General features: G+C 61.2%; 29 protein-coding genes and 2 tRNA genes. 7 read left to right on the forward strand and 24 right to left on the reverse strand.

The window, feature by feature from the left end; genetic code table 11:
- On the forward strand, positions 1 to 97 hold a 97-nt coding region (locus IB256_RS21125), incomplete at its 5' end, for an IS3 family transposase (RefSeq protein WP_192403981.1).
- Between the two features lie 749 nt (positions 98 to 846).
- On the opposite strand, the gene IB256_RS21130 is transcribed toward IB256_RS21125, so the two are convergent.
- From IB256_RS21130 to IB256_RS21180, 11 genes are all read right to left on the reverse strand, one after another.
- Positions 847 to 3,786: a DEAD/DEAH box helicase gene (locus IB256_RS21130; RefSeq protein WP_192403994.1), complete on the reverse strand. Its 2,940-nt coding sequence runs from the start codon at positions 3,784 to 3,786 to the stop codon at positions 847 to 849.
- Positions 3,787 to 4,059: 273 nt separating this feature from the next.
- Positions 4,060 to 4,136, reverse strand: a tRNA-Pro gene (locus IB256_RS21135).
- A gap of 85 nt (positions 4,137 to 4,221) precedes the next feature.
- Positions 4,222 to 4,578 carry a MerR family transcriptional regulator gene (locus IB256_RS21140; RefSeq protein ID WP_015476661.1) on the reverse strand — a complete coding sequence of 119 codons (357 nt, stop codon included), beginning with the start codon at positions 4,576 to 4,578 and terminating at the stop codon, positions 4,222 to 4,224.
- On the reverse strand, positions 4,559 to 4,861 hold the full coding sequence (gene ihfA, locus IB256_RS21145; protein ID WP_003090661.1) for an integration host factor subunit alpha: 303 nt from the start codon (positions 4,859 to 4,861) through the stop codon (positions 4,559 to 4,561). Before ihfA ends, IB256_RS21140 begins: the two co-directional genes overlap by 20 nt.
- Before the next feature lie 3 nt (positions 4,862 to 4,864).
- Complete coding sequence (pheT, locus tag IB256_RS21150) at positions 4,865 to 7,243, reverse strand: phenylalanine--tRNA ligase subunit beta (RefSeq protein WP_192403996.1); 2,379 nt, start codon at positions 7,241 to 7,243, stop codon at positions 4,865 to 4,867.
- 34 nt (positions 7,244 to 7,277) lie between these two features.
- On the reverse strand, positions 7,278 to 8,294 hold the full coding sequence (gene pheS / locus IB256_RS21155; RefSeq protein ID WP_024763164.1) for a phenylalanine--tRNA ligase subunit alpha: 1,017 nt from the start codon (positions 8,292 to 8,294) through the stop codon (positions 7,278 to 7,280).
- A 97-nt stretch (positions 8,295 to 8,391) separates the two neighbouring features.
- Positions 8,392 to 8,748, reverse strand: coding sequence for a 50S ribosomal protein L20 (rplT, locus tag IB256_RS21160; protein ID WP_045217787.1), 357 nt, complete (start codon positions 8,746 to 8,748; stop codon positions 8,392 to 8,394).
- Between the two features lie 21 nt (positions 8,749 to 8,769).
- The gene (gene rpmI, locus IB256_RS21165; RefSeq protein WP_017516491.1) at positions 8,770 to 8,964 is read right to left on the reverse strand and encodes a 50S ribosomal protein L35; all 195 of its coding nucleotides are present in this window, start codon (positions 8,962 to 8,964) and stop codon (positions 8,770 to 8,772) included.
- Between the two features lie 60 nt (positions 8,965 to 9,024).
- Entirely contained in the window at positions 9,025 to 9,576 is a 552-nt protein-coding gene (gene infC, locus IB256_RS21170; RefSeq protein ID WP_192290605.1) for a translation initiation factor IF-3, read from the reverse strand.
- The gene (gene thrS / locus IB256_RS21175) at positions 9,576 to 11,498 is read right to left on the reverse strand and encodes a threonine--tRNA ligase (RefSeq protein WP_192289060.1); all 1,923 of its coding nucleotides are present in this window, start codon (positions 11,496 to 11,498) and stop codon (positions 9,576 to 9,578) included. The genes infC and thrS overlap by 1 nt, the downstream gene beginning before the upstream one ends.
- Positions 11,499 to 11,739: 241 nt before the next feature.
- The gene (locus tag IB256_RS21180; protein WP_192403998.1) at positions 11,740 to 12,573 is read right to left on the reverse strand and encodes an alpha/beta fold hydrolase; all 834 of its coding nucleotides are present in this window, start codon (positions 12,571 to 12,573) and stop codon (positions 11,740 to 11,742) included.
- Between the two features lie 255 nt (positions 12,574 to 12,828).
- Here IB256_RS21180 and IB256_RS21185 point away from each other — a divergent pair, with 255 nt between their 5' ends.
- Positions 12,829 to 13,182 (forward strand): histone-like nucleoid-structuring protein, MvaT/MvaU family, encoded by a 354-nt coding sequence (locus tag IB256_RS21185; RefSeq protein ID WP_192289064.1) that lies wholly within the window; start codon positions 12,829 to 12,831, stop codon positions 13,180 to 13,182.
- A 443-nt stretch (positions 13,183 to 13,625) separates the two neighbouring features.
- Positions 13,626 to 13,850: a hypothetical protein gene (locus tag IB256_RS21190; RefSeq protein WP_138212887.1), complete on the forward strand. Its 225-nt coding sequence runs from the start codon at positions 13,626 to 13,628 to the stop codon at positions 13,848 to 13,850.
- A gap of 69 nt (positions 13,851 to 13,919) precedes the next feature.
- Here IB256_RS21190 and IB256_RS21195 read toward each other — a convergent pair whose 3' ends face one another.
- Positions 13,920 to 14,441: a DUF4946 domain-containing protein gene (locus tag IB256_RS21195; RefSeq protein ID WP_192290607.1), complete on the reverse strand. Its 522-nt coding sequence runs from the start codon at positions 14,439 to 14,441 to the stop codon at positions 13,920 to 13,922.
- A gap of 448 nt (positions 14,442 to 14,889) precedes the next feature.
- A complete protein-coding gene (locus tag IB256_RS21200) occupies positions 14,890 to 15,066 on the reverse strand; it encodes a hypothetical protein (RefSeq protein WP_192289066.1) in 177 nt (58 codons plus the stop codon).
- A 140-nt stretch (positions 15,067 to 15,206) separates the two neighbouring features.
- Here IB256_RS21200 and IB256_RS21205 point away from each other — a divergent pair, with 140 nt between their 5' ends.
- The gene (locus IB256_RS21205; RefSeq protein WP_192289068.1) at positions 15,207 to 15,521 is read left to right on the forward strand and encodes a hypothetical protein; all 315 of its coding nucleotides are present in this window, start codon (positions 15,207 to 15,209) and stop codon (positions 15,519 to 15,521) included.
- Between the two features lie 21 nt (positions 15,522 to 15,542).
- On the opposite strand, the gene IB256_RS21210 is transcribed toward IB256_RS21205, so the two are convergent.
- A complete protein-coding gene (locus IB256_RS21210) occupies positions 15,543 to 16,160 on the reverse strand; it encodes a hypothetical protein (RefSeq protein ID WP_192404000.1) in 618 nt (205 codons plus the stop codon).
- Between the two features lie 659 nt (positions 16,161 to 16,819).
- Positions 16,820 to 16,945: a hypothetical protein gene (locus IB256_RS30795; protein WP_263864834.1), complete on the reverse strand. Its 126-nt coding sequence runs from the start codon at positions 16,943 to 16,945 to the stop codon at positions 16,820 to 16,822.
- Positions 16,946 to 17,062: 117 nt separating this feature from the next.
- Between IB256_RS30795 and IB256_RS30680 the strand changes: the two genes are divergently transcribed.
- Positions 17,063 to 17,404: a tyrosine-type recombinase/integrase gene (locus IB256_RS30680; RefSeq protein ID WP_225601890.1), complete on the forward strand. Its 342-nt coding sequence runs from the start codon at positions 17,063 to 17,065 to the stop codon at positions 17,402 to 17,404.
- Positions 17,405 to 17,504: 100 nt separating this feature from the next.
- Here IB256_RS30680 and IB256_RS21220 read toward each other — a convergent pair.
- A tRNA-Val gene (locus tag IB256_RS21220) sits at positions 17,505 to 17,581 on the reverse strand.
- 186 nt (positions 17,582 to 17,767) lie between these two features.
- Between IB256_RS21220 and IB256_RS21225 the strand changes: the two genes are divergently transcribed.
- Positions 17,768 to 19,051, forward strand: coding sequence for an NAD(P)/FAD-dependent oxidoreductase (locus IB256_RS21225; protein ID WP_192289072.1), 1,284 nt, complete (start codon positions 17,768 to 17,770; stop codon positions 19,049 to 19,051).
- A 34-nt stretch (positions 19,052 to 19,085) separates the two neighbouring features.
- Here IB256_RS21225 and IB256_RS21230 read toward each other — a convergent pair whose 3' ends face one another.
- From IB256_RS21230 to moaA, 7 genes are all read right to left on the reverse strand, one after another.
- Positions 19,086 to 20,045 carry a formate/nitrite transporter family protein gene (locus tag IB256_RS21230; RefSeq protein WP_192404002.1) on the reverse strand — a complete coding sequence of 320 codons (960 nt, stop codon included), beginning with the start codon at positions 20,043 to 20,045 and terminating at the stop codon, positions 19,086 to 19,088.
- Between the two features lie 73 nt (positions 20,046 to 20,118).
- Entirely contained in the window at positions 20,119 to 21,063 is a 945-nt protein-coding gene (locus IB256_RS21235) for a PA2778 family cysteine peptidase (protein WP_192404003.1), read from the reverse strand.
- Positions 21,064 to 21,074: 11 nt separating this feature from the next.
- The gene (locus IB256_RS21240) at positions 21,075 to 21,470 is read right to left on the reverse strand and encodes a PA2779 family protein (protein ID WP_081518106.1); all 396 of its coding nucleotides are present in this window, start codon (positions 21,468 to 21,470) and stop codon (positions 21,075 to 21,077) included.
- A 130-nt stretch (positions 21,471 to 21,600) separates the two neighbouring features.
- The gene (locus tag IB256_RS21245; protein ID WP_192289078.1) at positions 21,601 to 22,086 is read right to left on the reverse strand and encodes a hypothetical protein; all 486 of its coding nucleotides are present in this window, start codon (positions 22,084 to 22,086) and stop codon (positions 21,601 to 21,603) included.
- On the reverse strand, positions 22,083 to 22,418 hold the full coding sequence (locus IB256_RS21250) for a low molecular weight protein tyrosine phosphatase family protein (RefSeq protein ID WP_192289080.1): 336 nt from the start codon (positions 22,416 to 22,418) through the stop codon (positions 22,083 to 22,085). The genes IB256_RS21245 and IB256_RS21250 overlap by 4 nt, the downstream gene beginning before the upstream one ends.
- A gap of 59 nt (positions 22,419 to 22,477) precedes the next feature.
- Positions 22,478 to 23,308, reverse strand: coding sequence for a substrate-binding periplasmic protein (locus tag IB256_RS21255; RefSeq protein ID WP_225601891.1), 831 nt, complete (start codon positions 23,306 to 23,308; stop codon positions 22,478 to 22,480).
- Between the two features lie 65 nt (positions 23,309 to 23,373).
- Entirely contained in the window at positions 23,374 to 24,369 is a 996-nt protein-coding gene (gene moaA, locus IB256_RS21260) for a GTP 3',8-cyclase MoaA (protein WP_081518103.1), read from the reverse strand.
- A gap of 210 nt (positions 24,370 to 24,579) precedes the next feature.
- On the opposite strand from moaA, the gene IB256_RS21265 reads away from it, so the two are divergent.
- A complete protein-coding gene (locus tag IB256_RS21265; RefSeq protein ID WP_192404005.1) occupies positions 24,580 to 25,233 on the forward strand; it encodes a TetR/AcrR family transcriptional regulator in 654 nt (217 codons plus the stop codon).
- A 113-nt stretch (positions 25,234 to 25,346) separates the two neighbouring features.
- Here IB256_RS21265 and IB256_RS21270 read toward each other — a convergent pair whose 3' ends face one another.
- Complete coding sequence (locus IB256_RS21270; protein WP_081518101.1) at positions 25,347 to 25,778, reverse strand: GlcG/HbpS family heme-binding protein; 432 nt, start codon at positions 25,776 to 25,778, stop codon at positions 25,347 to 25,349.
- Between the last annotated feature and the right edge of the window lie 149 nt (positions 25,779 to 25,927).

Here is a 25,927-nt window from a genome sequence, read left to right on the forward strand (position 1 = left end):
CTACATCCGCTTTTACAATCACCGTCGCCGCCATTCGACGCTGGGCTATCTCAGTCCGATGGAGTTTGAGCGGCGCTATGCGAGCAGTAGCTCTTAACTACCTGTCCACCAGTTCCGGGACAGACCACCATGGTGTGTCTACCAACGAGACATTTTGAATAGGCCCTGAAATACCAGCCCGCTCCTTAGCTTGCCCAACGAGCTTATCCAGGTTTTCAATCCCCGATTGAAGGCGCTTCGAGGCCTCAAAGGGGTCAGAGGCCGGCTGCCCACCAGCTATCCCTTTCGCCTGGTTGAGCACATCCCTGACGGCATCAGCGTTTTGGGAAATGAAAACCCCGGACCCCATGACGACTTCAAGCTGGCGATAGCAGCACTCACTGGTCAGGACCACTTGCCCACCGGGCAGAACACCTCCGAAGGTACGAGAGTTGTGCTGAAGCGGCTTGCGGCACACTCCACAATTGTCTCCATCCTTCTTCAGGATCTTGGAAAACTCTTTGTCATACCTACGGCGCTCTGATCGGTTCATTCCAAGGGAGCCTCATGACAGGTGGTAGAGAAAGTCCCGCAATTCAACGTCGGTCACTGCTTCGGGACTGCGAGTAGCCACGGGGGGGGGACTGCAATGAAATTGCCTTATAGAGCCATGATGTCGTGGGTTGTGCAATGACAGTATGAGCGCCCGCTTTTGGCCGGGAGCAGACGCTGGTGACAGGCAGCTCTCGGCCAATATCTGCCGATCAGGGACGACTCGTATCCAAGTTTAAGCTCATAGTCGTCCCTGACTCCTCAAATGGCGATTGGGGTGAAAGTTCTCCGCCGCCAGACGGTAGCAAACTTAATCTAAATGCTGGTAATGACTCTCACATCCGAGCCGGAAACGCTCTTGATGTACGAGTAACTGGTGCCAAGCACCGCCAGCTGATCAGCGGAAACCTTGCCGGCCGAAATACCGGGTTGGACGATCACAAAGCGGAACACCATTTCATGGTCGTGGCACTTGTTGCGCAGCAGTTCCAAATCCAAGGGCTCACCCTTAAGGATCCTGTCGAAGCCTTTGGGCAACGACTGCTGATAGCGCTGCAACAACCGGTTGAAGAACTTTTCTTCCGTGTGCAACCACTTCACCGAGCGTGATGCCTGACCACAGACCTCGTAGACATCGGAGACACGTGCACCCGGCCGCGCCTCGCCATCTTGCTGAGGGCAGTACTTGCAGTGGTACAGGTCGACAAAGATGGCATCCTTGCTGTCCTTTATCGCCACTAGGTCGGCGATCTCGCCGGCGCCATCATCATTGAAAATGAACGAGTAGTCGTTCTCGATTCGGCGATAGGTGAACCCCTGAACGGTGTCTAGGTTGCGGTCAGCCCTCATCGACTCACAGTGGATCTGGGTCGTGCCCCAGTCCCACGGCTCAATCAGGGCGACTGGCAGCTTCAGGTCCAAACTGTTGGGGGAGTAGTAGCGGTAATTGCCTTCGACCATCGAACCGTCGACGGCCAACAGCACCAACGGGTTGGTATCCAGGTACTGCTCGAACGAACTCTCTTCTGCAAATACGATCTTGACTCCCGGGCAGGAAAATTTGTAGCCGTCATCCAGCAGCCGGATCGTGATGTCAGGCAGTTGGCGCTCCGCGCCATCAATTGCCGTTGCGCTGATAGGCACTTCCAGCGTAAGCGCATTGATTCGCCGGGGCTTGCCCAGTTCGACATCCAGCAGGTTGAACACCTCAGCCAGGTACGCCAGCGAGATCTTCTGCTCATTTTCGATCAGGATGGACGCAGGCCAATCGGCATAGAAAAGTCCCGCAGGCCACGCCGCCTCGATCTTTTCAGAGCGAAGCACATCCTTGAGGACTTCAGATGGATTGATCGTCGCGTCGTTGAGCTTCTGCGAGGCGCGCTTGCACCACTCGATCCAGTCGTTGATGCTGGAAGAGTTCATCTCCCAGATCTTGCCCTTGTGCGAACAGCCAACGGTGGTGCGCTGACCATCCTCGTAGCCGGTTGCAAAGATGTTGGACTTTCTCGCAGTGCCGTTCTCGATTTCACTTATGACGGTATTGATGTCGCGCCCGACATGCATGGTAAAGCGCAGATCCTTGCGCATACGAGACAGGCCCACGTTCTGCAGTTTCATGAGTTTGATGCCGTGCAGGGTGCGGAACGTCGGCTCGCCGCTGATGCGCCGGGCATCCTTAGCGATCAGGTTCAGGAATCGGTTGGTTTGCGATTCATCCCCTGAAGAGTGAACGAACAGCGTCTTGTCAGGCGTATGGTAGTACGCCAGGTAGAGGATCCAGTTGGTGTCCACGATCGCCGACGTTTGCGCCCAGCCGACGGGCGTTTCGCGCCGTGTCACCATAATGATGGTGTCGGCCTCGTCGTTGATGGACAGAAGCTGCAGCGGTTCTTTCTTGTGCGAGAAGTGCTGGGCCTTCTCGGGTCGCCAGTGCTCAAGCTCCACGTGGTAGGCGATCGCACTGATCTTGGGGTTGGGGTTCAACCCGAAAATGTCCTCGGCGTCGGCATCATCCGGAAACTGTTCGGTGAACGTCTCCTTCTCGATCTCGCGGGCGATCTTGTCCTGGCTGACGTCGCGGATCACCGCACTCCAGTCAGCGCTTTCCTTGTACAACACCGCCATCTGGTAGTCGACTTTCTGGTTGGCGATGTTCGAGACGAACTTGGCGTCACCGAGCGTATCATCGACTCGCGTCAGGCGACCGATAAACTGCAAGGTGACGGCGGGACTGCGGTGCTGGTCGTGGATGGCCGCAATCTTAAGCTCCGGTAAGTCGAAGCCTTCCCCCAGCATGTCCACACAGACGATGATCTTGTATTTCTTCTCGACAATCTCACCCAGTAGTTTGGCCCGATTAGGTACTTTGCTGTGGATGAGGATGGGCGAAAGATCCTCGTGCTGCTTGTACAACTCAAACAATTCGGCGGCACGCTTCTGTGACCGCGCCCGCACCATCAGCAGGTGGTTAAACCCACGCGCGCGGTCGTCTCGTAACAGCGCTACCGCCTTGTCAGCCACCGCCTGGTCAGCCAGTTCCAGGTTGTACTCGCGCACCGGATGGAATTCGATCGACTTGAAGTAGCCATCGCTCTGTGCGTCCTTCAACGGGTAGTTGTAGATGATCTTACCGTCCAGCGGCTGGTTATCCTCTCGGAAAGGCGTAGCCGTGAACTGCAGGCAGGGCTTGTCCTTGAACGCAGTCTTTACCCTGTTCCAAGTCAGCGCGGCCACATGGTGCGCTTCATCGATGATTAGGTGGCTGCAGAGCGCGGCCAAGGCCTCCAAGGCGGGCTGGTCGAAGCGCTGCAGCGCTTGCGGCGTGGCGACGATCACGTTGGCCTCGACCAACTGCTGAACCTCATCAGCTGACAGGCCCGAACCGATCGCCTGCACTACCGGGTTGAGTGCGGTGGCCGAAACTGCACCAATCTCCCGCAGCTTCTTCAACTCAGTACATTTCTCGACCAGCTGGGAACGCAACGGGTCGGAGGGCACTAACACTAAGGTTCTGGCCAGCCGCCCGGCGATCAGCAGCCCGAGCATGGTGTCGGTTTTTCCGGTCCCGGTCGGCATCACGATCGTTGCGGTCGTGGCCGGCGCCATCACCAGGTGCCCCAGGGCGGCATAAAGAGCCGCCAGTTGCGGCTTGCGCAAGCCCGGCGTCTGGGTTTCCCGGACAGCCAGATTGAAATTAAACAGATGCTGATGCCAGCTGCGATAGACGTCTGCGTACTTCCCTGCTTCAACGGCCATTACGGTTACCAGAGTGAGGATGAAGATGAGTCTGCCTAAATAATGGCCACAGGCTACCAGTGAAGCGCTAGCACGGTGTAGTCCTGCTAGGCGCCTCCTGTCTTGTGTGATTAATCATCCAGGCATCTCCTCGGCAAGCCGAGCTATCCCCCTTTCCAGTGTTCCATTTTTAGCGGTGGGGCAAAAAGTGGGGCAAAATTCAGCAGCGCTCAAAAACCATCAGACATAAAAAAATCCAGTCACCGTTAAGTGACTGGATTTTCTAGGGATTTTTGGTCGGGACGGAGTGATTCGAACACTCGACCCCTTGCACCCCATGCAAGTGCGCTACCAGGCTGCGCTACGCCCCGACATTGCATCCGAGTTCCCTCAGAAGCGGATCGCACTATACCCCAAGCATTTGCTTTGGAGAAGTGCTTTTTTCATTTTTTTCAGTTACTTGCGCAACACATGCAGCACATCTTCCAATTCGGCGATCATCTGCCGGATCAGTTGCTTGTACTGGGTGGCGTCCTCGCGGGCTTCGTCGCCGGTGAGGCGCTGACGGGCGCCACCGATAGTGAAGCCCTGGTCGTAGAGCAGCGCGCGGATCTGGCGAATCATGAGCACGTCCTGGCGCTGGTAATAGCGCCGGTTGCCCCTTCGCTTGACAGGGTTGAGTTGCGGGAACTCCTGTTCCCAGTACCGCAGTACGTGCGGCTTCACCGCGCAGAGGTCGCTGACTTCACCAATGGTGAAATAGCGCTTGCCCGGGATAGGGGGCAACTCGTCGTTATGACTTGGTTCCAGCATAAGCTTCAACCCTGGCCTTCAGTTTCTGCCCTGGACGAAAGGTGACGACGCGCCGGGCTGTGATCGGGATTTCCTCTCCCGTCTTCGGGTTGCGTCCGGGACGCTGGCGCTTGTCGCGCAGATCGAAGTTGCCGAAACCCGACAACTTCACCTGTTCGTTGTGCTCCAGCGCCTGGCGGATCTCTTCGAAGAAGAGCTCCACCAGTTCCTTGGCTTCCCGCTTATTCAGGCCCAGCTCTTCGTACAGACGTTCAGCAATTTCAGCTTTCGTCAGAGCCCCCATACGCTACTTCCTTAACGTGGCGTTGAACCTTTGTTCCAGCGAGGCGACGATATTCTGCGTAGTCGCGTTCACCTCGTCATCATTAAGAGTGCGTGATGGATGCTGCCAGGTCAAGCCAACGGCCAAGCTTTTTCTAAGCGGATCAATGCCTTTACCGTGGTAGACGTCAAAGAGCCTGAGGTCCGTCAGCCATTCGCCCGCCGTTTCACGGATATTTGCCAGGACGAATTCGGCCGGGGTATCCAGATCGACGATCAGCGCGAGGTCACGGCGCACTTCGGGGAAGCGCGACAGTTCGCTGAATTTCGGCAGGCGACCCTTGGCGACTTCGGCCAGTACCAGCTCGAAGACGTAGACCGGGCGATCCAGGTCCAGCGCCTTGGCCAGCTCCGGGTGCAGGGCGCCCAGGTAGCCGACCAGCACGCCGTCGCGCTCGATCTTGGCGGTCTGGCCCGGATGCAGCGCCGGGTGCTCTGCCGGAGAGAAGGTGAAGGCTTCGAGGGCGCCGGCATTACCCAGCAGCGCTTCGACGTCGGCTTTGACATCGAAGAAGTCGACGCTCTCGCGGCCGTTGGCCCAGCCTTCCGGCTGACGAGCACCGCAGACGACACCGGCGAGCATGTTTTCCTGCACCAGCCCTTCCAGCTGACCAACGAAGCGCAGGCCGCTTTCGAACAGGCGCACGCGGGTCTGCTGGCGGTTGAGGTTGTGCTGCAGGGACTTCACCAGACCCGGCCAGAGCGAGGCGCGCATGGCGGCCATGTCGGCGGAGATCGGGTTGGCCAGCATCAGCGGCTCGACGCCAGGATGGAACAGCTGGAACAGCTTGGGATCGATGAAGCTGTAGGTGATGGCTTCCTGGTAGTCGCGGGCGACCAGCAGGCGGCGCAGCGCCGGCAGCTCGGCCTGGGACTCGGACTTGGTGTTCGGCGCCAGGCGAGCCTGCGGGTAACGAACCGGCAGGCGGTTGTAGCCGTACAGGCGACCAAGTTCTTCGATCAGGTCGACTTCGATGGAGACGTCGAAGCGATGGCTCGGCACACCCACGGTCCAGGCATCGGCACCGGCTTTCTGGACGTCGAATTCCAGCGCAGTGAGCAGGCGCTCGATCTCGGCGTTTTCCAGGGTCATGCCCAGCATCTGAGTGACGCGCTCGGCACGCAGGGTGACCGGCGCAACCTTCGGCAGGTCGGCTTCGCTGGCTTGCTCGATGATCGGGCCGGCTTCGCCGCCGACGATCTGCAGCAGCAGCTCGGTGGCGCGCTCCATGGCGCGGCGGGCCAGTTGCGAGTCCACGCCGCGCTCGAAGCGGTGCGAGGCATCGGTGTGCAGGCCATAGGAGCGGGCCTTGCCGGCGACGGCGATGTTGTCGAAGAAGGCGCTTTCGAGGAACAGGTCGCGGGTCTTGGCGCTGACGCCGCTGTGCTCGCCACCCATTACGCCAGCAATGGCCAGGGCGCGTTCATGGTCGGCGATCACCAGGGTGTCGGCACGCAGGGTGACTTCGTGGCCGTCGAGCAGGACGAGCTTCTCGCCCTCCTCCGCCATGCGCACGCGAATGCCGCCCTTGATCTCGTCGAGGTCGAAGGCGTGCATCGGCTGGCCCAGCTCGATCATCACGTAGTTGGTGATGTCGACGGCGGCATCGATGCTACGGATGTCGGAACGGCGCAGGCGTTCGACCATCCACAGGGGGGACGGCTTGCTCAGGTCGACGTTGCGGATGACGCGGCCGAGGTAGCGCGGGCAAGCCTTGGGCGCCAGCAGTTCGATGCTGCGTACTTCGTCGATATGCGGAGCAACGGCGTTGACCACCACCGGCTTGACCTCGGCGCTGTACAGCGCGCCGACTTCGCGGGCGAGACCGGTCAGCGACAGGCAGTCACCGCGGTTCGGGGTCAGGCCGATCTCGATGGAGGCGTCGTCCAGTTCGAGGTAGTCGCGGACGTTGGCGCCCACCGGCGCGTCTGCGGCGAGCTCCATCAGGCCGGCGTTCTCTTCGCTGATTTCCAGCTCTTTGGCCGAGCAGAGCATGCCGTTGGATTCAACGCCGCGCAGCTTGGCTTTCTTGATCTTGAAGTCGCCCGGCAGTTCGGCGCCGATCATGGCGAAGGGGATCTTCAGTCCCGGGCGCACGTTGGGCGCGCCGCAGACGACCTGGAAGGTCTCCGAACCGTTGCTGACCTGGCAGACGCGCAACTTGTCGGCGTCCGGATGCTGTTCGGTCGACAGCACTTCGCCTACGACCACACCGCTGAACTGGCCGGCGACGGGGATCACGGCGTCGACCTCGAGGCCGGCCATGGACAGACGAGCGACCAGCTCGTCACGGGATACCTGCGGATTTACCCAGCTCCGCAGCCACTGTTCACTGAATTTCATCCTGCTCTCCTAAATGCGTTGACGGTCGTGCGGGCTAGCGGAACTGGCCGAGGAACCGCAGATCGTTGTCGAAGAACAGGCGCAAGTCGTTCACGCCATAGCGCAGCATGGCCAGGCGCTCGATCCCCATGCCGAAGGCGAAGCCCTGGTATTTCTCGGGGTCGATGCCGGACATGCGCAGCACGTCGGGGTGGACCATGCCGCAACCCATGACTTCCAACCAGCCGGTCTGCTTGCAGACGCGGCAACCCTTGCCGCTGCAGAGCACGCACTGGATGTCGACTTCCGCCGAAGGCTCGGTGAAGGGGAAGAAGGACGGACGGAAGCGGACTGAGAATTCCTTCTCGAAGAAGGCGCGGAGGAATTCCTCGATGGTGCCCTTGAGGTCGGCGAAGCTGACGTCTTCATCGACCAGCAGACCTTCGACCTGGTGGAACATGGGCGAGTGGGTCAGGTCGGAGTCGCAGCGGTAGACGCGGCCCGGGCAGACAATGCGAATCGGCGGCTTCTGGTTTTCCATGGTGCGGACCTGTACCGGCGAGGTATGGGTGCGCAGCAGCATGTTCGCATTGAAGTAGAAGGTGTCGTGCATGGCACGAGCCGGGTGGTGGCCCGGAATGTTGAGCGCTTCGAAGTTGTGGTAATCGTCTTCGACTTCCGGACCCTCGGCCACTTCATAGCCGATGCGGGTGAAGCACTGCTCGATGCGCTCTTTGGTGCGGGTGACCGGGTGCAGGCCGCCGGAGGACTGGCCACGGCCCGGGAGAGTCACGTCGATGCGCTCGGCTGCCAGCTTGGCGGCGAGGGCGGCGCCCTCCAGCTCGGCCTTGCGGGCGTTCAGCACATCCTGAACCTTTTCCTTGGCGACGTTGATCAGCGCACCGACCTTGGGGCGCTCTTCGGCCGGCAGGTCGCCCAGGGTCTTCATGACCTGGGTCAGCTCGCCTTTCTTGCCGAGGTAGTGAACCCGGATCTGCTCCAGGGCGTTGACGTCTTCGGTGTTCCGCACGGCGTCCAGGGCCTGCGAGACCAGCGCGTCCAGGTTTTCCATGTACCAACTCCAGATACAAAATAGGGGAAGAGCGGTAAGGCTCTTCCCCTATCGGTGACGTTACGTCCGGACCAAGATCCGGTAACTGTCGCGGGGCTTAAGCCAGGCTGGCTTTCGCTTTCTCGACAATTGCGGTAAACGCCGCTTTTTCGTTCACAGCCAGATCGGCCAGGACCTTACGGTCGATCTCGATGGCCGCTTTTTTCAGACCAGCGATCAGACGGCTGTAGGACAGACCGTTCAGACGAGCACCAGCGTTGATACGAGCGATCCACAGAGCGCGGAACTGACGCTTGCGCTGACGACGGTCACGGTAGGCGTATTGGCCTGCTTTGATGACCGCCTGCTTGGCAACACGGAACACACGCGAACGCGCGCCGTAGTAGCCTTTTGCGAGCTTCAGAATCTTTTTGTGACGACGACGGGCAATCACGCCACGCTTAACACGAGCCATTTATTTATCCTCTACCAGAAATCAACGCAGACGCAGGGAGCGCGCTACACGGCGAACGTCGGAAGCAGCGAGCATCGAAGTGCCGCGCAGCTGACGCTTACGCTTGGTGGTCATTTTGGTCAGGATGTGGCTCTTGAAAGCGTGCTTGTGCTTGATACCACCAGCAGTCACTTTAAAGCGCTTTTTGGCGCCACTCTTGGTTTTCATCTTTGGCATGTTTAGTACTCCGCATTCGTTAACAACTGATAACCATCAGGCCTGCCAGTGCCCGGGAGGTTATTTACGCTTCTTGGGAGCGATGACCATCATCAGCTGGCGTCCTTCCAGCTTAGGATGCTGTTCCACGGTGCCGACTTCGGCGAGGTCGGTTTCGACCCGCTTCAACAGCTCCATGCCCAGCTCCTGGTGGGCCATCTCACGACCACGGAATCGAAGCGATACCTTGGCCTTGTCCCCTTCATTAAGGAAACGTACCAGGTTGCGTAGTTTTACCTGGTAATCCCCTTCTTCCGTCCCTGGACGAAACTTGATTTCTTTGATCTGTTGCTGGTGCTGGTTCTTCTTCGCAGCAGCGGCTTGCTTCTTCTTCTCGAAGAGGTGCTTGCCGTAGTCCATGATGCGGCAGACAGGGGGCACCGCATCAGCAGAAATTTCCACCAGGTCCAGCTTGGCCTCGTCAGCCAGACGGAGAGCCTCATCGAGGGAGACCACACCGATCTGCTGACCGTCAGCACCAATCAGACGAACCTCACGGGCGGTGATGTTCTCGTTGATCGGCGGTTTCGGGAGAGCCCGCTTATCCTGTCTCATTTCACGCTTAATAATGATTACTCCGAGTCTTGGCGACCACGCCGGGAAACCGCCTGAGCAAGCAGCTCAGCGAACTGGGCGACCGGCATCGAGCCGAGGTCTGCCCCTTCGCGCGTACGTACGGCGACGGCCTGCGATTCAACTTCCCTATCACCGATGACCAGCAGATAGGGAACCTTGAGCAAAGTATGCTCGCGGATTTTAAAGCCAATTTTCTCGTTTCTCAAGTCAGACTTGGCACGGAATCCGCTTTGCTCGAGCTGACGCACCACTTCTTCAGCCCATTCGCCCTGCTTGTCAGTGATATTCATCACTACAGCCTGGGTCGGTGCGAGCCAGGCCGGGAACAGGCCGGCGTAGTGCTCGATGAGCATGCCGATGAAGCGCTCGAAGGAGCCGAGAATCGCGCGGTGCAGCATGACCGGGCGGGTACGGCTGTTATCTTCGGCGATATAGCTGGCATCCAGACGCTCCGGCAAGTTCGGGTCGTACTGCAGGGTGCCGCACTGCCAGTTACGGCCGAGGCAATCCTTCAGGGTGAACTCGATCTTCGGACCGTAGAAGGCGCCCTCGCCCGGCTGGTATTCCCACTCCAGGCCGGATTCGTTCAAAGCGTCGGCCAGCGCGCTTTCAGCGCGATCCCACAGCTCTTCGGAACCGACGCGTTTGGCCGGACGAGTGGACAGCTTCATGGAGACATCGCTGAAACCGAAGTCCGAATAGACCTGCAGGGTCAGCTTGATGAAGTCGGCCGCTTCCTTCTTCACCTGCTCTTCGGTGCAGAAGATGTGGGCGTCGTCCTGGGTGAAGCCACGCACGCGCATGATGCCGTGCAGCGCGCCGGACGGCTCGTTGCGGTGGCAGGCGCCGAACTCGGCGAGGCGCAGCGGCAGGTCACGGTAGGATTTCAGGCCCTGATTGAAGATCTGCACATGACATGGGCAGTTCATCGGCTTGACCGCGAAGTCACGGCTTTCCGACGAAGTGGTGAACATGTTCTCGGCGTAGTTGGTCCAGTGGCCGGAGCGCTCCCAGAGGATGCGATCGACAACCTGCGGGGTGCGGACTTCCACATAACCGTGGTCGCGCTGCACCTTGCGCATGTACTGCTCGAGCACCTGGTAAACGGTCCAGCCGTTCGGGTGCCAGAAGACCATGCCCGGCGCTTCTTCCTGGAGGTGGAAGAGGTCAAGCTGCTTGCCGATGCGGCGGTGATCGCGTTTCTCGGCTTCCTCGATGCGCTGGATGTAGGCAGCCAGCTGCTTCTTGTCCGCCCAGGCGGTGCCGTAGACGCGCTGCAGCTGCTCGTTCTTCGAGTCGCCGCGCCAGTAGGCACCGGAAATCTTGGTCAGCTTGAAGGCCTTCAGGAAACGAGTGTTCGGCACGTGCGGGCCGCGGCACATGTCCACGTACTCCTCATGGAAGTACAGGCCCATGGCCTTCTCGTCCGGCATGTCGTCGATGAGGCGCAGCTTGTACTCCTCACCACGAGCCTTGAAGGTCTCGATGACTTCGGCACGCGGCGTCATCTTCTTGATGACGTCGTAGTCCTTCTCGATCAGCTCGGCCATGCGCTTTTCGATCGCGGCCATGTCGTCCGGAGTGAAGGGGCGCTCGAAGGCGATGTCGTAATAGAAGCCTTCGTCGATCACCGGGCCGATGACCATCTTGGCGGTCGGGTACAGCTGCTTGACCGCATGGCCCACCAGGTGAGCGCAGGAGTGGCGGATGATCTCCAGCCCGTCCTCGTCCTTCGGGGTAATGATCTGCAGGGTCGCGTCGCTGTCGATGATGTCGCAGGCATCGACCAGGCGGCCATTGACCTTGCCGGCCAGGGTGGCTTTTGCCAAGCCCGCGCCAATGGATTGCGCCACCTCGGCCACGCTGACCGGATGATCGAATGAACGCTGACTACCGTCGGGAAGAGTAATGATGGGCATGGCGCCTCCTCTCCTAGTGGTGACCCCTACGAAAGGCCACATGGGTTGGGATGTGCCAGTAAGCGTCGCCCGCTGGGTAAGCCTGCCTCACAGTGGCAGGCGCCTTGTCGGCACCCTGCGCTTACGCGCGCGGACGTAGATCACTGGAAGAAATCGAAAACCTGTCCGCAAACGATAGCGGGCAAGGCGTGGGATGTTACTGCATGTTTGGGAAGCTGACGAGCGGCAAGCCTGACTTCGCTCAGTACTGGTCGACAAACTCCAGCACGCTGCGATTGAAGGACGCCGGGCGGATCACATTCATGCCGTGGGACGCACCGGGAATCGTCACCGAGCGCGCATCCACAAGCGTCGATTGCAATGCCTGGATGATTCGCGGAAACGGCTCCGGACTTTTTGCCCCGCCGATCAGCAATACCGGCAACTGCAACTGCAAGATCTGCTCATGCCTTATAGGCACGGGATGATCAGCGACCTGCCCAACCAATGTCATGGCATTAGCTGTCGCCATTTCGCGGAATTGCCGGGAAGACCGCGACCAGACTCCTGCACCACTGACAGTATCGACAAAGAGTTGCAGCCCCTCTTCCACCGCCCCCGCTCGAATCATCTCCAGCGCCTGCTGACGAAACTGATTGCGCTCCACGGGAGATACTGGCGCCTCGATATTTACCCCCGCGAAAACATCATCGGCATAGTCCCCGCCGGGATCAGCGAGTGTCAACGAGAGTAATTTCTGCGGAGCCGCCAGTGCCAAGCGCAGACAGATATTACCGCCCCGCGAATGCCCCAGCAGATGAACCGGACCCGGCAACTGATCGAGCAACGCCCACAGATCATCGACATGCTGCTGCGTTGTAAAATCCGGCCCCGCTCCATCCCACTGCTCGGGAAAATAGTGGCGCAGGCTGGGCACCACCACACGATAACGGGCAGACAACGCCTGGACTTGTCCCTGCCAGTAGCGGTAGTCACAGAGCGAACCATGCACCAGCAGCAGCGGCACGCCCTGCCCGGCAACCTGGCACGTCAGTTCATAATCATTGACCCGGTATTGCACTATCTCGTTATTCATCCAGCACTCGCACGCAACGCACCACAATAAAGCACACAGATTTCGCAGGGGCTATTGATCGACGAAAAATACCGCCACACCCTTTAGCCGGCACATTATCCCTCATTGATCAATTAATCGACCAACCCTTTATGCGCCCTTAACATTTAAAGCGCGCTTCCCAATCGCAACAATTCATATATTCAGTTGACGCGAACAATCACAAGAACACAGAATCGCGCCGTACTAAATCACCCTGCATACGGGAGCACCCAGATGTCCAAACTTGCGGAATTCCGCGAAGCCGAGCGCAAACTCCAGGAACAACTCGCCCTGCTCGAGAAACTCAAGAGCGATGGCGGCCTGAAGAAAGAACTGGAGTTCAAGGATCAGCTGCAAGCCTTGATGAACCAGTACGGCATGAACCTGCGCAATGTCATCGACATTCTCGATCCGCAGACTTCCACCGAGCCGGCTGCCGCACAACAGCCGCGCCGTACCCGCCAACTGAAGGTTTACAAGAACCCGCACAACGGCGAGACCATCGAGACCAAGGGCGGCAACCACAAGACCCTGAAAGCCTGGAAACAACAATACGGTGGCGACACCGTGGAATCCTGGCTGCAGTAATGCTGATGTTCCGCGGAGCGCTCCCGCTCCGCGGAATCTATCCTTTGCTCGGCGACTCCTGACAGACGGCTGCATATAAACTAGCCATCGTTAGAAGAAATCCTTATACTGGCCGACAGCGAACACCAAACCCAAGGTCGCCCCTCCCAGCACTCCCTACCTGATCCAGGGCAGAAGCTGGGCTCTACAGGGCCACGGCCAGCGCATCCTCCGCATTGATTCCAGAGCACGCCAACCGCGCCAGGAACATTTGCCCGAGCGATCAGCGCCCCACGTCAGACCCCCTGCTTTCACCCAACATCGCAGCCTGACGCGAACAGACCCCCAAGCTTCCAATCGCTGCCATATTCCGGTCATACGTTTTCTGCATTCTCAGATCGCACCCGGAGCTTTTGACGATTTCGACGGTCATAGGACCGTTACCTATTTGGAAAGACAAGACAATGAAAACCTCCCTGCAAATCCAGGAGGCGATTCGCACCCTCTCGGCGGCCTTCGCCCCTCTGAACTGCGTTATCCAGGCCAAGCGCAAGCACGGCTTCAGCTTCACCCTGGTGAACGAGCATGGCATCGCCAAGCACACCGAACGCCTCTACCCTCAGCAATACCAGGGCGAGGTACCGCTGAGCGCGGTGATTCAGCGAGTGCAAGCCACCATCGCTGCCTGAGCCTGAAAACGAAAAAAGCCCCGCATGAGCGGGGCTTTTGCTTTTCTGCCGTCCCTATAAAGGCAGCACTCAATTCAGACTGATGCCTGCCTTCACCGATTCGATCTCCGCCATCAGCGCCGCATAGCGCTCCGATGGCGCCGCATAGGTCAGCGAGTACGCCGCCCCATCACCCAACGCGACCTGCACGGTCTGCTTGAGCACCTCGGTGCCGTTCTGGCTGATGCCGCAATGCACTTCCAGCCCCGCCAACCCACCCAGCCTCGCATCCAGCGGCTTGCTGCACGCCGCCTGGAATCCCTGGCGCATGAAGTCCTTCTGCAACGCCTTGCGCATCTCGACGATGACATTCTCGACACTGACCTTGGCGGCATCGCCGAGCCGACTGCGCGTGATCTCCATGACCAGATCCTGGGATCCATCCTCCGCCATGCGCACGCCACGCTGACGAACCACCGGTGCATCAGCAGCCGCTTCCGCTGGCGAACGCGAAACCTCCCAGCCCTGCGGCCAGATCACCTGCATTTCTGCCAAAGCCGGCAGCGGCACCCACAACACGCCGAGCAACAACCAGGATCGCAGACCACCCATCACCACCTCCGTGCACACGCCAAGGGCCACCATAGCAGGCAGCCCTGCAATTTCGCGGGCCAGCCGCCCTTCCGAGAGCCAAGGAAAGGGCGACCCTACCGGACCACCCTTCCAGCGCCAAGCACCGCTTACGACGCCTGACGCCCCAACCGCCGGGTCGAAGCTACATTCACAGTACAGCCGAAGGACCGGCTTGCCCGTACCCCCCCCTGAGTTGCCGTCTTGAAGCCCCGCGCGCTCCAGCTGCGGGGCTTCTCCTTAGTGCCACCAGCAAAACGCCGTCCATCGATCGCCGGAAATGCATCAGCGCCGACACAATACTTACCCTGCCGATACCAAATTCTTCGAGACACCGGCGCCCCCGGCGGGTCTACTTCGCACCGATTTTTCCATGTCCCACGGTGTCTCGATGTTATCCAAGCTGACCAAAGCCGCTCTGCTCACCGCCTTAGTATTGCTCTCCGGCTGCTGGCCGTTCTTCCCGCCCTTCGGCGGTCCAGGTGGAGGTGGCCACGGCGGTGGCGGCAACCACGGAGACGGTGGCCACGGCGGCGGTCCCGGCTTCGAAAGTCGCCGATAGCGAAACGCCCGGCGCACCGCATCGGGCGTTTTTGATTCCCGTCATCACAAACAACCTGGGCAGATCCGGCAGACACACGCCCCGAAAGAGAGAGGCTTCGTCACACTCACGCACAGGACGAGCAGAAGGCCGCAGCAGGCTCCATACTTAGAGGCAGAATGAAATCGCAGGCTCAGTGAGGCCACATGAAAAAGCTCACAGCATTGCTCCTGCTCATGCCACTTGCCGCCGGCGCCCAAGCCTCCGACTTCTGCACCGGCATCGGCCTGTTCGCCCGAGCGGGAGCCCTGTACCGAAACGAGGGCAAGACCGAGCAGCAGGCGATAGCGGCCGTTCACGAGGGCAGCGCCAAGCTCGACGCGGATACTCAGGTGGTCGTCAGGTACTTCGTGCGCTTCGGCTACCACGGAGATCAGACACCCGACCAGGCGTTTGCCAACGCCGAGCAGAAATGCCGGCAGTACGAAGCCTATAGCGAGCGCAGAAGCGCGATGAACTAGAGGCGACTCAACCGCCCGCGCCTACTTCGGCGACTGAGGCGGTTCGATGCGATACACGTAGCGGGGATAGTAGAGGCATTCGGTCTTGGCCTTGATTGCTGCCGAGTAGCGCTCCCGAGGACTCGTGCTTTCATTCAGAGCGATCGCCATTTCGGTCTTCACTGCCGCGCTGATGTTGTTTGCAATCGTAATATCTGCACCGCCGCTCATCCCAGCATTATCCACTTGGCGAACAGCAACAGCGCTCGCACCACCAACACCACTGAAAGCCGCAATCCAGGGCGCATTGGCCGCGGCGTCCGCTGCTGTCAGCGCGGGAGCAATCACTGAACCGGCTGCCAAACCAATCAGCGAGATGCCAAGGGTGTCGCGAGACCTCTTCTGGGCCAGTTGCTCGCGCGAGCCGATGACTTCGCTGCAAGTCTGATTGGCATCCTCGATGGCGGACTGGATCTTCGCATCCAGCTTCTCCTCGACCTCGACTCTTTCCTTCTGCGCACTGGCGTCCCCACCCGCCGCCAAGGCCATGAGCTGTTGCCGCCGCTGCAGCAGCTCAGGAAAGCCAGTTTTGAGTGTGTCGGTGGTGGAGCAGCCTTCCAGCAGGGCAAGTGAAAGCAGCAACACGGCGCAATGGCGCATCGGGAGAGTCCTTTCAGTGATGGGCGTCAATATCAAATTGATAGCACACCACCAGCATCGCGACGCCCAACCTCCGATTAATTCAATCAGCGCCCCACCGCACTCCTTGCACGGCAGTTACCGGCGACCGGCGCACTCACCCATAAGCCAACTGAGGGGCTGCCGGGTTAAGCAGGCGAAAGGCAAACCGTGCGAATGACCCGGGATTCTGGTGCGAAGGCCAGCTTCACCAGTCGTGGCGCCGGCAACAAAAGCGATTTCGTCGACGCCTATGCGAGAGGGGCATCCGGGAAAACAAACGCCCAGGAGAGCAAGACGATGCCCCCAAGGCCAACCAGCAGCAATCACCACCAGCCAGCACGCAGGCAAGCGCGCCATCTTCAGCAAGCCGTCCTCGCACGGCGCAGGCCGGTGCTTCGCCAGCTTCACTAGCGGCCTGCTGGCCGGCGCGCAGGTCAGGGTCAGCGATATCCAGGCCATCCTTTGATGGCCTACGCCACTTGGGCCGTCGACGGTCGCAAACTTCCGACCGAGATCAACTTCTGCACCCACTGCAGCACCGAGCCTTAGAAGATCATCCCATTGAGCGAGACCGATCAAATCCTGGGCGCGGATAGGGCCGCATCCCGGTACTGCTTCTCGCAGGAGGCAGCGCGATGTCAGCTCACGCCCAGCAACAATATCGAGGACACGGCGAGGGCGCCTGCGACCAGTGAAAGAACGCCGAGCGCAACAACGGCATCGTCACTGCCAATCAGATCTACCAATGCGGACAGAGCTTTCATCTTCAGGTCCTCCAAACAGCGCTCATAGCGCCTGACCTAAGTCTCGCCCTCCTCGCTCGGCGCCTGACTGATAGATGTCAACGCACCAGCGGGCGCCGGCCGGATGAGGTATTGCCCATGACAAAGGTGATTTCACAAGTTACCGCGAGAACGCCGCGCCCAATGGAGGCCGGCGAGCATAGAAAGCTGCGGTACGTCGGCGGCAAGCCGAGCCTGCAGCAACTCAAACGATGGATTGAGGAAGGCGCGGGACAACTGCGGGGCGTACACATCACCAGGCCAACTGTGCATGAGCTTCGCGCGCTGAGTTCCTGGCTATATGAAGAGCAGGGATTCCCGACCGAGTACGTGCAGGCGCTGACGGGCCACGCCGACGGCGAAATGACGACCTACTCTCAGGAGGGACACGAACAGAAGGCGATCGAGTATCGGAGGATGCGAGCCAACCTGAAACTCTAGAGCCGGCGGCCGTTTTCCCAAGGATTTTCCAAATAGCCCCAAGACAAAAAGGGCGACCCTTTCGGATCGCCCTTTCTGAAATCGCCGAAGCGATTATGTTTGGTAGGCACAATTGGACTCGAACCAACGACCCCCACCATGTCAAGGTGGTGCTCTAACCAACTGAGCTATGTGCCTGTCGTGTGGGGCGCATTCTACGCGATCGTTTTAGAGCGTCAAGCACTTTTTTCAGCTAAGCCACTGAAAAAGTGAATTTTTTTATGTTCGACCGTCCGTAAATTATTTTGCACGGGCACTAGCCGGTCCGATTCGACTCAGGTAGCATCCGCACATCTCGTAAAAAATAACAAACACAGGTGCATTATGCCGCACACTTCCTACCCCTCTTCCTATTACGCAGCTTCGGCCAACCCGGTTCCGGCCCGTCCTGAACTGCAAGGCGAGGTGGAAACCGATGTCTGCGTGATCGGCGCAGGCTACACCGGCCTGTCGACCGCCCTGTTCCTGCTGGAAAACGGTTTCAAGGTCACCGTACTGGAAGCCGCCAAGGTTGGCTTCGGTGCCTCGGGCCGCAACGGCGGTCAGATCGTCAACAGCTATAGCCGCGACATCGACGTCATCGAACGCAGCGTTGGCGCCAAGCAGGCCAGACTGCTGGGCGACATGGCCTTCGAAGGCGGCCGCATCATTCGCGAGCGCATCGCCAAGTACAACATCCAGTGCGACCTGAAGGACGGCGGCGTGTTCGCGGCCCTCAGCACCAAGCAGATGGGCCACCTGGAGTCGCAGAAGAAGCTGTGGGAGCGCTTCGGCCACACCCAGCTGGAACTGATGGACGCCAAGCGCATCCGTGAAGTCGTCGGTACCGACAGCTATGTCGGCGGCATGCTCGACATGAGCGGCGGCCACATCCACCCGCTGAACCTCGCCCTGGGCGAAGCCGCCGCCGTGGAGTCCCTGGGCGGCGTGATCCACGAGCAGTCCCCTGCCGTGAAGATCGACCGTGGTGCCAACCCGGTAGTGCACACTCCGAAGGGCCGTGTGAAGGCCAAGTTCATCGTGGTAGCCGGTAACGCCTACCTCGGCGGCCTGGTGCCGGAACTGGCTTCCAAGTCCATGCCGTGCGGCACCCAGGTGATCACCACCGAGCCGCTGAGCGCCGACCTGGCCAAGTCCCTGCTGCCGACCGACTACTGCGTCGAGGACTGCAACTACCTGCTCGACTACTACCGCCTGACTGGCGACAACCGCCTGATCTTTGGCGGTGGCGTAGTCTACGGTGCACGCGACCCGTCGAACATCGAAGCAATCATTCGTCCGAAGATGCTCAAGGTCTTCCCGCAGCTGAAGGACGTGAAGATCGACTTCGCCTGGACCGGCAACTTCCTGCTGACCCTCTCGCGCCTGCCGCAGGTTGGTCGCATCGGCGACAACATCTACTACTCCCAGGGCTGCTCGGGCCACGGTGTGACCTATACCCACCTCGCGGGCAAGCTGCTGGCCGAAGTGCTGCGTGGTCAGGCCGAGCGTTTCGACGCCTTCGCCACCCTGCCGCACTACCCCTTCCCGGGCGGTCGCATGTTCCAGGTCCCGTTCTCCGCGATCGGTGCCTGGTACTACACCATGCGCGACAAGCTGGGCATCTGACGCCTCGCTTCTCACCGCACGAAAAAACGGCGCCTCAGGGCGCCGCTTTTCTTTTCGGGGACTTCTCCGGTGGCGACGTATCGCTGCGCACCTGGGCATGGCTCATCAGAGCGAAGATCAGGCTGCCGCCGACGATATTGCCCACCAGCGTCGGCAAGGCGAAATCGACGACGAACGCCGCCAGCCCCACTTCGCCGGCAAACATCAGGTAACCCACCTCGCAGGTGCCGACCACGATATGGCTGAAGCTGCCCAACGCCATCAGGTAGGTAACCAGGAAGATGATCCACACCTTGGCGTTTTCCGCCGCCGGCACCAGCCAGACCATGGTGGCGATCATCCAGCCGGATACGATGCCCTTGGAGAACATCTGCCAGTGGTCGTTCTCCATCACCTCGCGGCCGATATCGAGGAAGGCCTGGTCGGCCTTTGTGTCGAAGATCGGCAGATGCAGCATGCCGTAGGCGAACAACAGCGCGCCGACGACATTGCCCGCCAATACCACCGACCACAGCCGCAGCAACTGTCCGAACTTTTCCAGCGTTGGTTCGCTCATCACCGGCAGCACTGCCGTCAGGGTGTTCTCGGTGAACAGCTGCTGGCGCGCGAGAATGATCGCCAGGAAGCCCACCGGATAACCCAGGCTGGTGGTGATCACCGCCATGTCGTGATCCGGCAGCCGAGCACGGAACAACCCCATGGCCATCAGCGACAGGCCGATAGTCAGCCCGGCCGCCAGCGCCGACCACCAGAGCGCCGCCAGAGTGCGGTCCAGTTCATGATTGCCCTGCAGGCGGATGACTTCGTGCAGCACCAGCGCACGGGGCGGCTGGCTTTTCTCGACCTTGCGGCGCTCCTCGGCGGAGAGATCGTCGGCCGTGTCGCTCCCGGCTTTCGAGCTGCGGGAAGGATTGCGAGGCGCCGCCTTCTTAGTAGTCGACGCGCTCTCCTTGGCACGCGCGCCGCCGCGTGCCGGTGGTTTTTCGCTGGCCATGCCAAGCACCTCGCTGGGACATTGCAGGTTTAGGCTGTGCCCTTCCCGCTTCGGTTCCAGAAACCTTCGCGTCTCAGTTCGCCGGGCAGACCGGCACCGCCTGGCAACCGTCACCTGCCGCGGCCGTACTACCGATCCTCTGCGAGAAGCGCGCATCGTCCGGCGCCAGGTGCCGCGCACAACTCGCCGCTGCGCCAGCCTGCTGCGGACAACCACGCTCGCCCAATACGTTGGCCAGGTTGAACCAGCCCGCCGCAAACCCCGGCTTCGCGCCGACGCTGTGGCGCAGCGCATCCTCGGCATCGCCGAGATTTCCGTCGCTGTAGCGCGCATTGGCCAGGGCGAACCAGCCGAGCGACTCCTGCGGCCAGGCCTTGGTCGCGGTGCGGTAGGCCTGCTCCGCCAATGCCGGCTGACCGGTTTCCTCCAGGTCATGGACCGCCCTCAACCAGGCCGTCGGCTCCGCCGTCGCCGGTAGCCGGTCCGCTGGCACGGTCAGCACCGCCCAGCGCTGGCTGCGCTTCCAGGTCACGTCGAAGGCGGTGAAGTCGATCACCAGGCGCTCGGTGATGCCCGAGCGGAGGATCAGTTCGTGCCGATTGCGATCGAAGCCGACCACCACCGCGAAGTGCCAGACCGGCAGCCAGTCCAGCCCCTGATTCTGCAGGATCAGCACCGGATTGCCCGCCGCCACTTCGGTCAGGATATTCTCCAGGCGCGGCCTGAGCGGATAGACCAGCATGCCCTTCTCCCGCGCCGCCGCTACCAGCTCCACCTGCAAGCTGCCCTCGCGTCCAGGGATGAACACCCGATCCTTCAGCTCGCGAGGAGTCACCCGCACGCCGCGCTGATTAAGCATGGTCGCGAGCGCGGCCGGGCCGCACTGGAACTCCTGCTGCGGGAAGAACTGCACATCACTCAGTTCCACCCGCTCCGGCAACGCATCCACGCTGGCTGGCAACCTCGGCGACTGCGCGCAGCCGCCGAGTGCCACGGCCGCCGCAAACGCGACGGCCATGGCCCAGCGTCTCAACGCTGGCACCTCACGAAGGTGAAGATGTGGGTGATACAGAGCAGGTCGGTGATCACGAAGATCAGCAGGAACAACAGGATGATCCCGATGATGCCGCCAGCGGGGGCCTCGTCCAGTTGCTGGTTGAACTGCGCCAGCTCTTCATTGGACAGGCTCTTGATGCGCTGCTCGACCTTGCTGCGCTCGACGCCCATGGACTGCAGTTTTTTCTGCACGCCCTGGTCATCGAGCATTTTCAACAACTGTTCGCGGTCGACCTGTTGCTGCTGTGCCTGCAGCACTTCGCCGGTGCCAACCATGGCGGCCTGAGCCAACGGGACTTCCGCGACGACACCCAACTGCGCGAACACCAGGACTGCTGCAAGGCTCTTTACCCGTCTTGTTATGGTCATTCTGGGTCACCTCATCATGGACTGCATGCACTGGGCAGGAGGTGCAGGCCGCTCGCACGCGAGACAACCGACCACGACGCTCCCGCCGTATCGGCGGCACCGCAGGGCCGCTATCTAGTGTGATGCCGGCTCAGGAAAAGAGTTCGAAGCGAATTTGGCGCCAGTCGGCGTCCAGATGCCCCAGGTAGAGGCAGGCATGGCCATGGGGAAAGAGGATGTGCTCCGGGCCGATGCCCGGACCTTCGAGGCGCAGCAGACGTCCCCAGGGATAATGGCTAATGCGCCCGCGCACATCGTCGACCGTGCCGCCGCGCCACCAGTGGATAGCGGCCTCGGCATCCTCGACGCCTTCGGGCTGCTCGATGCGCACCGGCTCGTCGCGCCAGCCGATCACCCGCTGCGGGTCGAAACCAGCCTGCTGCGCCAGCGGCAGCGGCGTGATCCACTGTGCGCCATCACGCTCCTCGAGCGACACAGCCAGCGGGCACCACTGCGGCTGCTCCAGCGCCCAGAGCAGATCGCCGTCGATGGCCAGCGAAGGTTCGGGCTGGGCCTGGATGCGGAAACCAGGGCAGACCAGCGCGCCTTCGCGCAGGGGAATGCGAAGCTCGCTCACGCACTCTCCTGCCGTAGAAAAGGCCCGACCTTGCGCTCCAGCAGGAGCACCAGCTCGGGCTGGAGATAGACGTAGTCGTCAGGGATATCCAGGCACACCAGGCGCTTGCCGCGCATCGCCACGGGGAAGCGGCGCAGCAGTGCCTGCCGATGGCGGCGCTCCATGACGAAAACCAAGTCGGCCCACTCCAGTTGCTCGGCGCTCAGGGAGACTTCCGCGTCCGACGCCAGACCGGCGGAGTCAGTCTCGACCTCCGGCCAGTTGGCGAAGACGGTTTCGGCAGTGGGACTGCGCAGACGGTTGCGGCTGCAGATGAACAAAGCGCGGCGCACTTCATCCTCCCTACGGCTGGCGCGCAAACGGCAGCGGCGATTCTAGGGAAGAAGGCGGCTCACGGCGACTTCTGTTTCGCTTTCTGGCGCTCGAGGAAATCCACTTTCCACTGCTCGACGCCCAGGTGCTCGGAGTCCAGGCTCGCCTCGACGCCGTACTTGGCCTTGAGCGCAGCCACCTCCCTGGAATGGTCGACGAGGAAGCGGTCGAAGCGCTCGATCAGCTCGCCGTGCTTCACCGTGGACAGGTGGAAGGCGCTGCGCGTGTGCGGCAGCGATGGATCGAACACCAGCGCCCCCGGCTTCGCGCGGATGTTGTCCAGGTAGAAAGTGGCGACCACCACGTTGAAATAGACGCCGTCGGCCTGCTTCTTCAGCGCGGCATGGATCATCTGCTTGAGGTCGGCGCTGGGCGCGAGGGCGATCTGCCCGGCCTGCACCGACTGCTCATAACCGCGTGGCGTCCAGCCATCCACCAGCGCCAGCCGCCTCAAGGCGCCAACGCCTTGCCCCAGCCGCTCCGGCGCCACCAGCACGCCGTCGACGTACTCGGTCACCGGCTGGCTGTAGCGCAGGGTTCTCCCGGCTTTCTGCTCGGGCGCCCAGTTCGGGTTGTCGGGGTACTTGAGATCGACCTGGCCGGACAGCAGCGCCGGCAGCAGCGCGTCCACCGGCAGCGGACGATACTCCAGGGTGATGCCGCTGGTGCTGGCGAAAAGGTCCAGCACCTCACGGGCGAAGCCCTGGTAATTGCCCTGCGCATCGGTGCTGTAGTGAGGGGCGAAGGCCAGGTTCTCGACGCCGACGACGAAGGTCTGCGCCATGGCGACACTTGAAACACCGGTGGAAAAAATGCTGGCGAGCGCGCAGCAGAATGCCTTGAGCTTCAAACGACTCTCCTTGTTGCCTGTTGTTTTTGTTCTGTCCGGCGGGCCGGGCGCCCGCCCTGGCGGACTCAGCCGCCGGTCATGCTCATGAAGCGCAGCACCTGCACCTGCTGGTCGGCTTCGAAATGATGGCGTTCGGGCTTGAGCTGCAGCGCCTGCATCAGCGCCTCGCGCAGGCGCGCGCCGTCGCCGGGGTGCTCGCGCAGCAGTTGGCGCAGGTCCAGCGCGCCCTCGTGGCCGAGGCAGAGCACCAGCTTGCCTTCGGCGGTCACCCGCACCCGGTTGCAGTCGCCGCAGAAGTTGTGGCTGTGCGGGGAAATGAAGCCAATGCGGCTGGCGTAGCCGTCGATGCGGTAGTAACGCGACGGGCCGCCACTGCGCTCCGGCGTCGGCAACAGTTGCCAGCGCTCGGCGAGCTGCGCACGGACTTCGTCGCTGCTGCACAGAGTCTGCTTGCGCTCGTGGCTGCTGACGCTGCCCAGCGGCATCTCCTCGATGAAGCTGATGTCGATACCCTTCTCCAGGGCGAAGGCCACCAGGTCGCAGACTTCGTCGTCGTTGCGGCCCTTCTGCACCACGGCATTGAGCTTGATGCGCTCGAAGCCGGCCTCGCGGGCGGCGTCGATTCCGTCGAGCACCTGCTCCAGCTTGTCGGAGCGGGTGAAGGCGGCGAAGCGTTCGCGGCGCAGCGAGTCGAGGCTGATATTCAGCCGACGCACGCCGGCCGCGCGCAGCTCTGCTGCACGCTCGCGCAGTTGCGATCCGTTGGTGGTGATGGAGAGATCGTCCAGCTCCGAACGTGCGCCCAGTCTTGCCAGCAGACCGGTCAAGCCCTTGCGCACCAGCGGCTCGCCGCCGGTGATGCGGATGCGCTTCACGCCCAGGCCGATGAAGGCGTCGGCCACGGCTTCGAGTTCCTCCAGGCTCAATACCTGGTCGCGCGGCAGGAACTGCATGTCTTCGCTCATGCAGTAGGTGCAGCGGAAGTCGCAGCGGTCGGTGACCGACAGGCGCAGGTAGGTGATGCGTCGACCGAAGGGGTCGACCAACTGGGAATCGGACATGGGGGGTTCCGGATGGCAGGTGCCGAACGAAAGTGCGCTAGAAATACCTTAGAACGTCGTCGCTGTACACACAAAACCGACCCGCGAGTCAGGAAATTGCACGCAAGTACCCGCAACGGGGCCGAGTTGAGGGGCTCAAGAGCCCGGTGCTACCATGCCCGGCTCGGTGACAACAGCTATAACAGCAATAAAAGAAAAGAAGACCAGCCAATGACCAGCATCCGCGAGCGTAACCGTCGCCTCATCCTTCGCGCCGCCAGCGAAGAATTCGCCGAAAAGGGTTTCGCGGCGACCAAGACCAGCGACATCGCCGCTCGCGCCGGGCTGCCCAAGCCCAACGTCTACTACTACTTCCAGTCCAAGGAAAACCTCTACCGCTGCGTGCTGGAAAGCGTGGTGGAGCCGCTGCTGCAGGCCTCCGCGCCGTTCCGCGAGGATGACGAGCCGAGCGAGGCGCTGCGCGCCTACATCCGTTCCAAGGTGAAGATTTCCCAGGAGCTGCCGCACGCCTCCAAGGTGTTCGCCAGCGAGCTGATGCACGGTGCGCCGCACCTGCCCAGGGAATACCTGGATGAGCTGAACGCCCAGGCGCAGCGCAACATCGCCTGCCTGCAGAGCTGGATCGACCGCGACCTGCTGGCACCGGTGGACCCGCACCACCTGCTGTTCACCATCTGGGCGGCGACCCAGACCTACGCCGACTTCGACTGGCAGATCTCCATGGTCACCGGCAAGACCAGCCTCAGCGAGGCAGACTTCGAAGCGGCCACCGAAACCATCACCCGCCTGGTGCTGCGCGGCACCGCGCCGGACAATGGCGCCGAGCCCAAGCCGCAGGGGCGTTTGCGGCCGTTGTCGATCTGACGGTTATCAACCGCTGCAGCATGGGTATCGCTTCGCTCCACCCATCCTACGGATGCCCCGGAAACGCGTAGGAGCGAGGCGCGCGATGAACCGCGCGCCCTGCCCTTCTTCGATCAGCCCGCGTCAGCGACCAGGCCCAGCGCCTGCACGCCACGGATCGCGCATTGCTCGTCGATGTCCGAGACGTCGCCGCTGATGCCGATGGCACCAATCACTTCATTGGCCGAATTGCGGATCAGCACGCCGCCGGGCGCGGGTACCACGTTGCCTTGCGCCAGGGTGTTCACCGCGGCGATGAACGACGGCCGCTGCTGAGCGTCCGCCGCCAGCACCCGCGACGACTTGCCCAGCGCCACCGCGCCCCACGCCTTGCCGATGGCGATCTGCGGGCGAAGCATGCTCGCGCCGTCCTCGCGCTGCAGGCTCAACAGGTGCCCGCCGGCATCCAGCACGGCGATGGTCAGCGGAGCGGTGGACAGCTCGCGGCTGGCGACCAGGGCGTGACGGGTGATGTCCAGTGCGGTTTCCAGACTCAGGGTGCTCATGAGGTTTTCCTCTTCAAGTTGATAAGGCGGTTCAAGATCGACAAGCCGGGGCCACGCCATGCGCACAAGTGAATGCTGCGCACACGCGTATCAGAAATCTGTACGCAATCTAGTAGCCGAAGGTCTCAACCAAAGCAACTGAAAAGGAC

Source organism: Pseudomonas sp. PDM17, from assembly GCF_014851985.1.
Taxonomy (GTDB): Bacteria; Pseudomonadota; Gammaproteobacteria; order Pseudomonadales; family Pseudomonadaceae; genus Pseudomonas.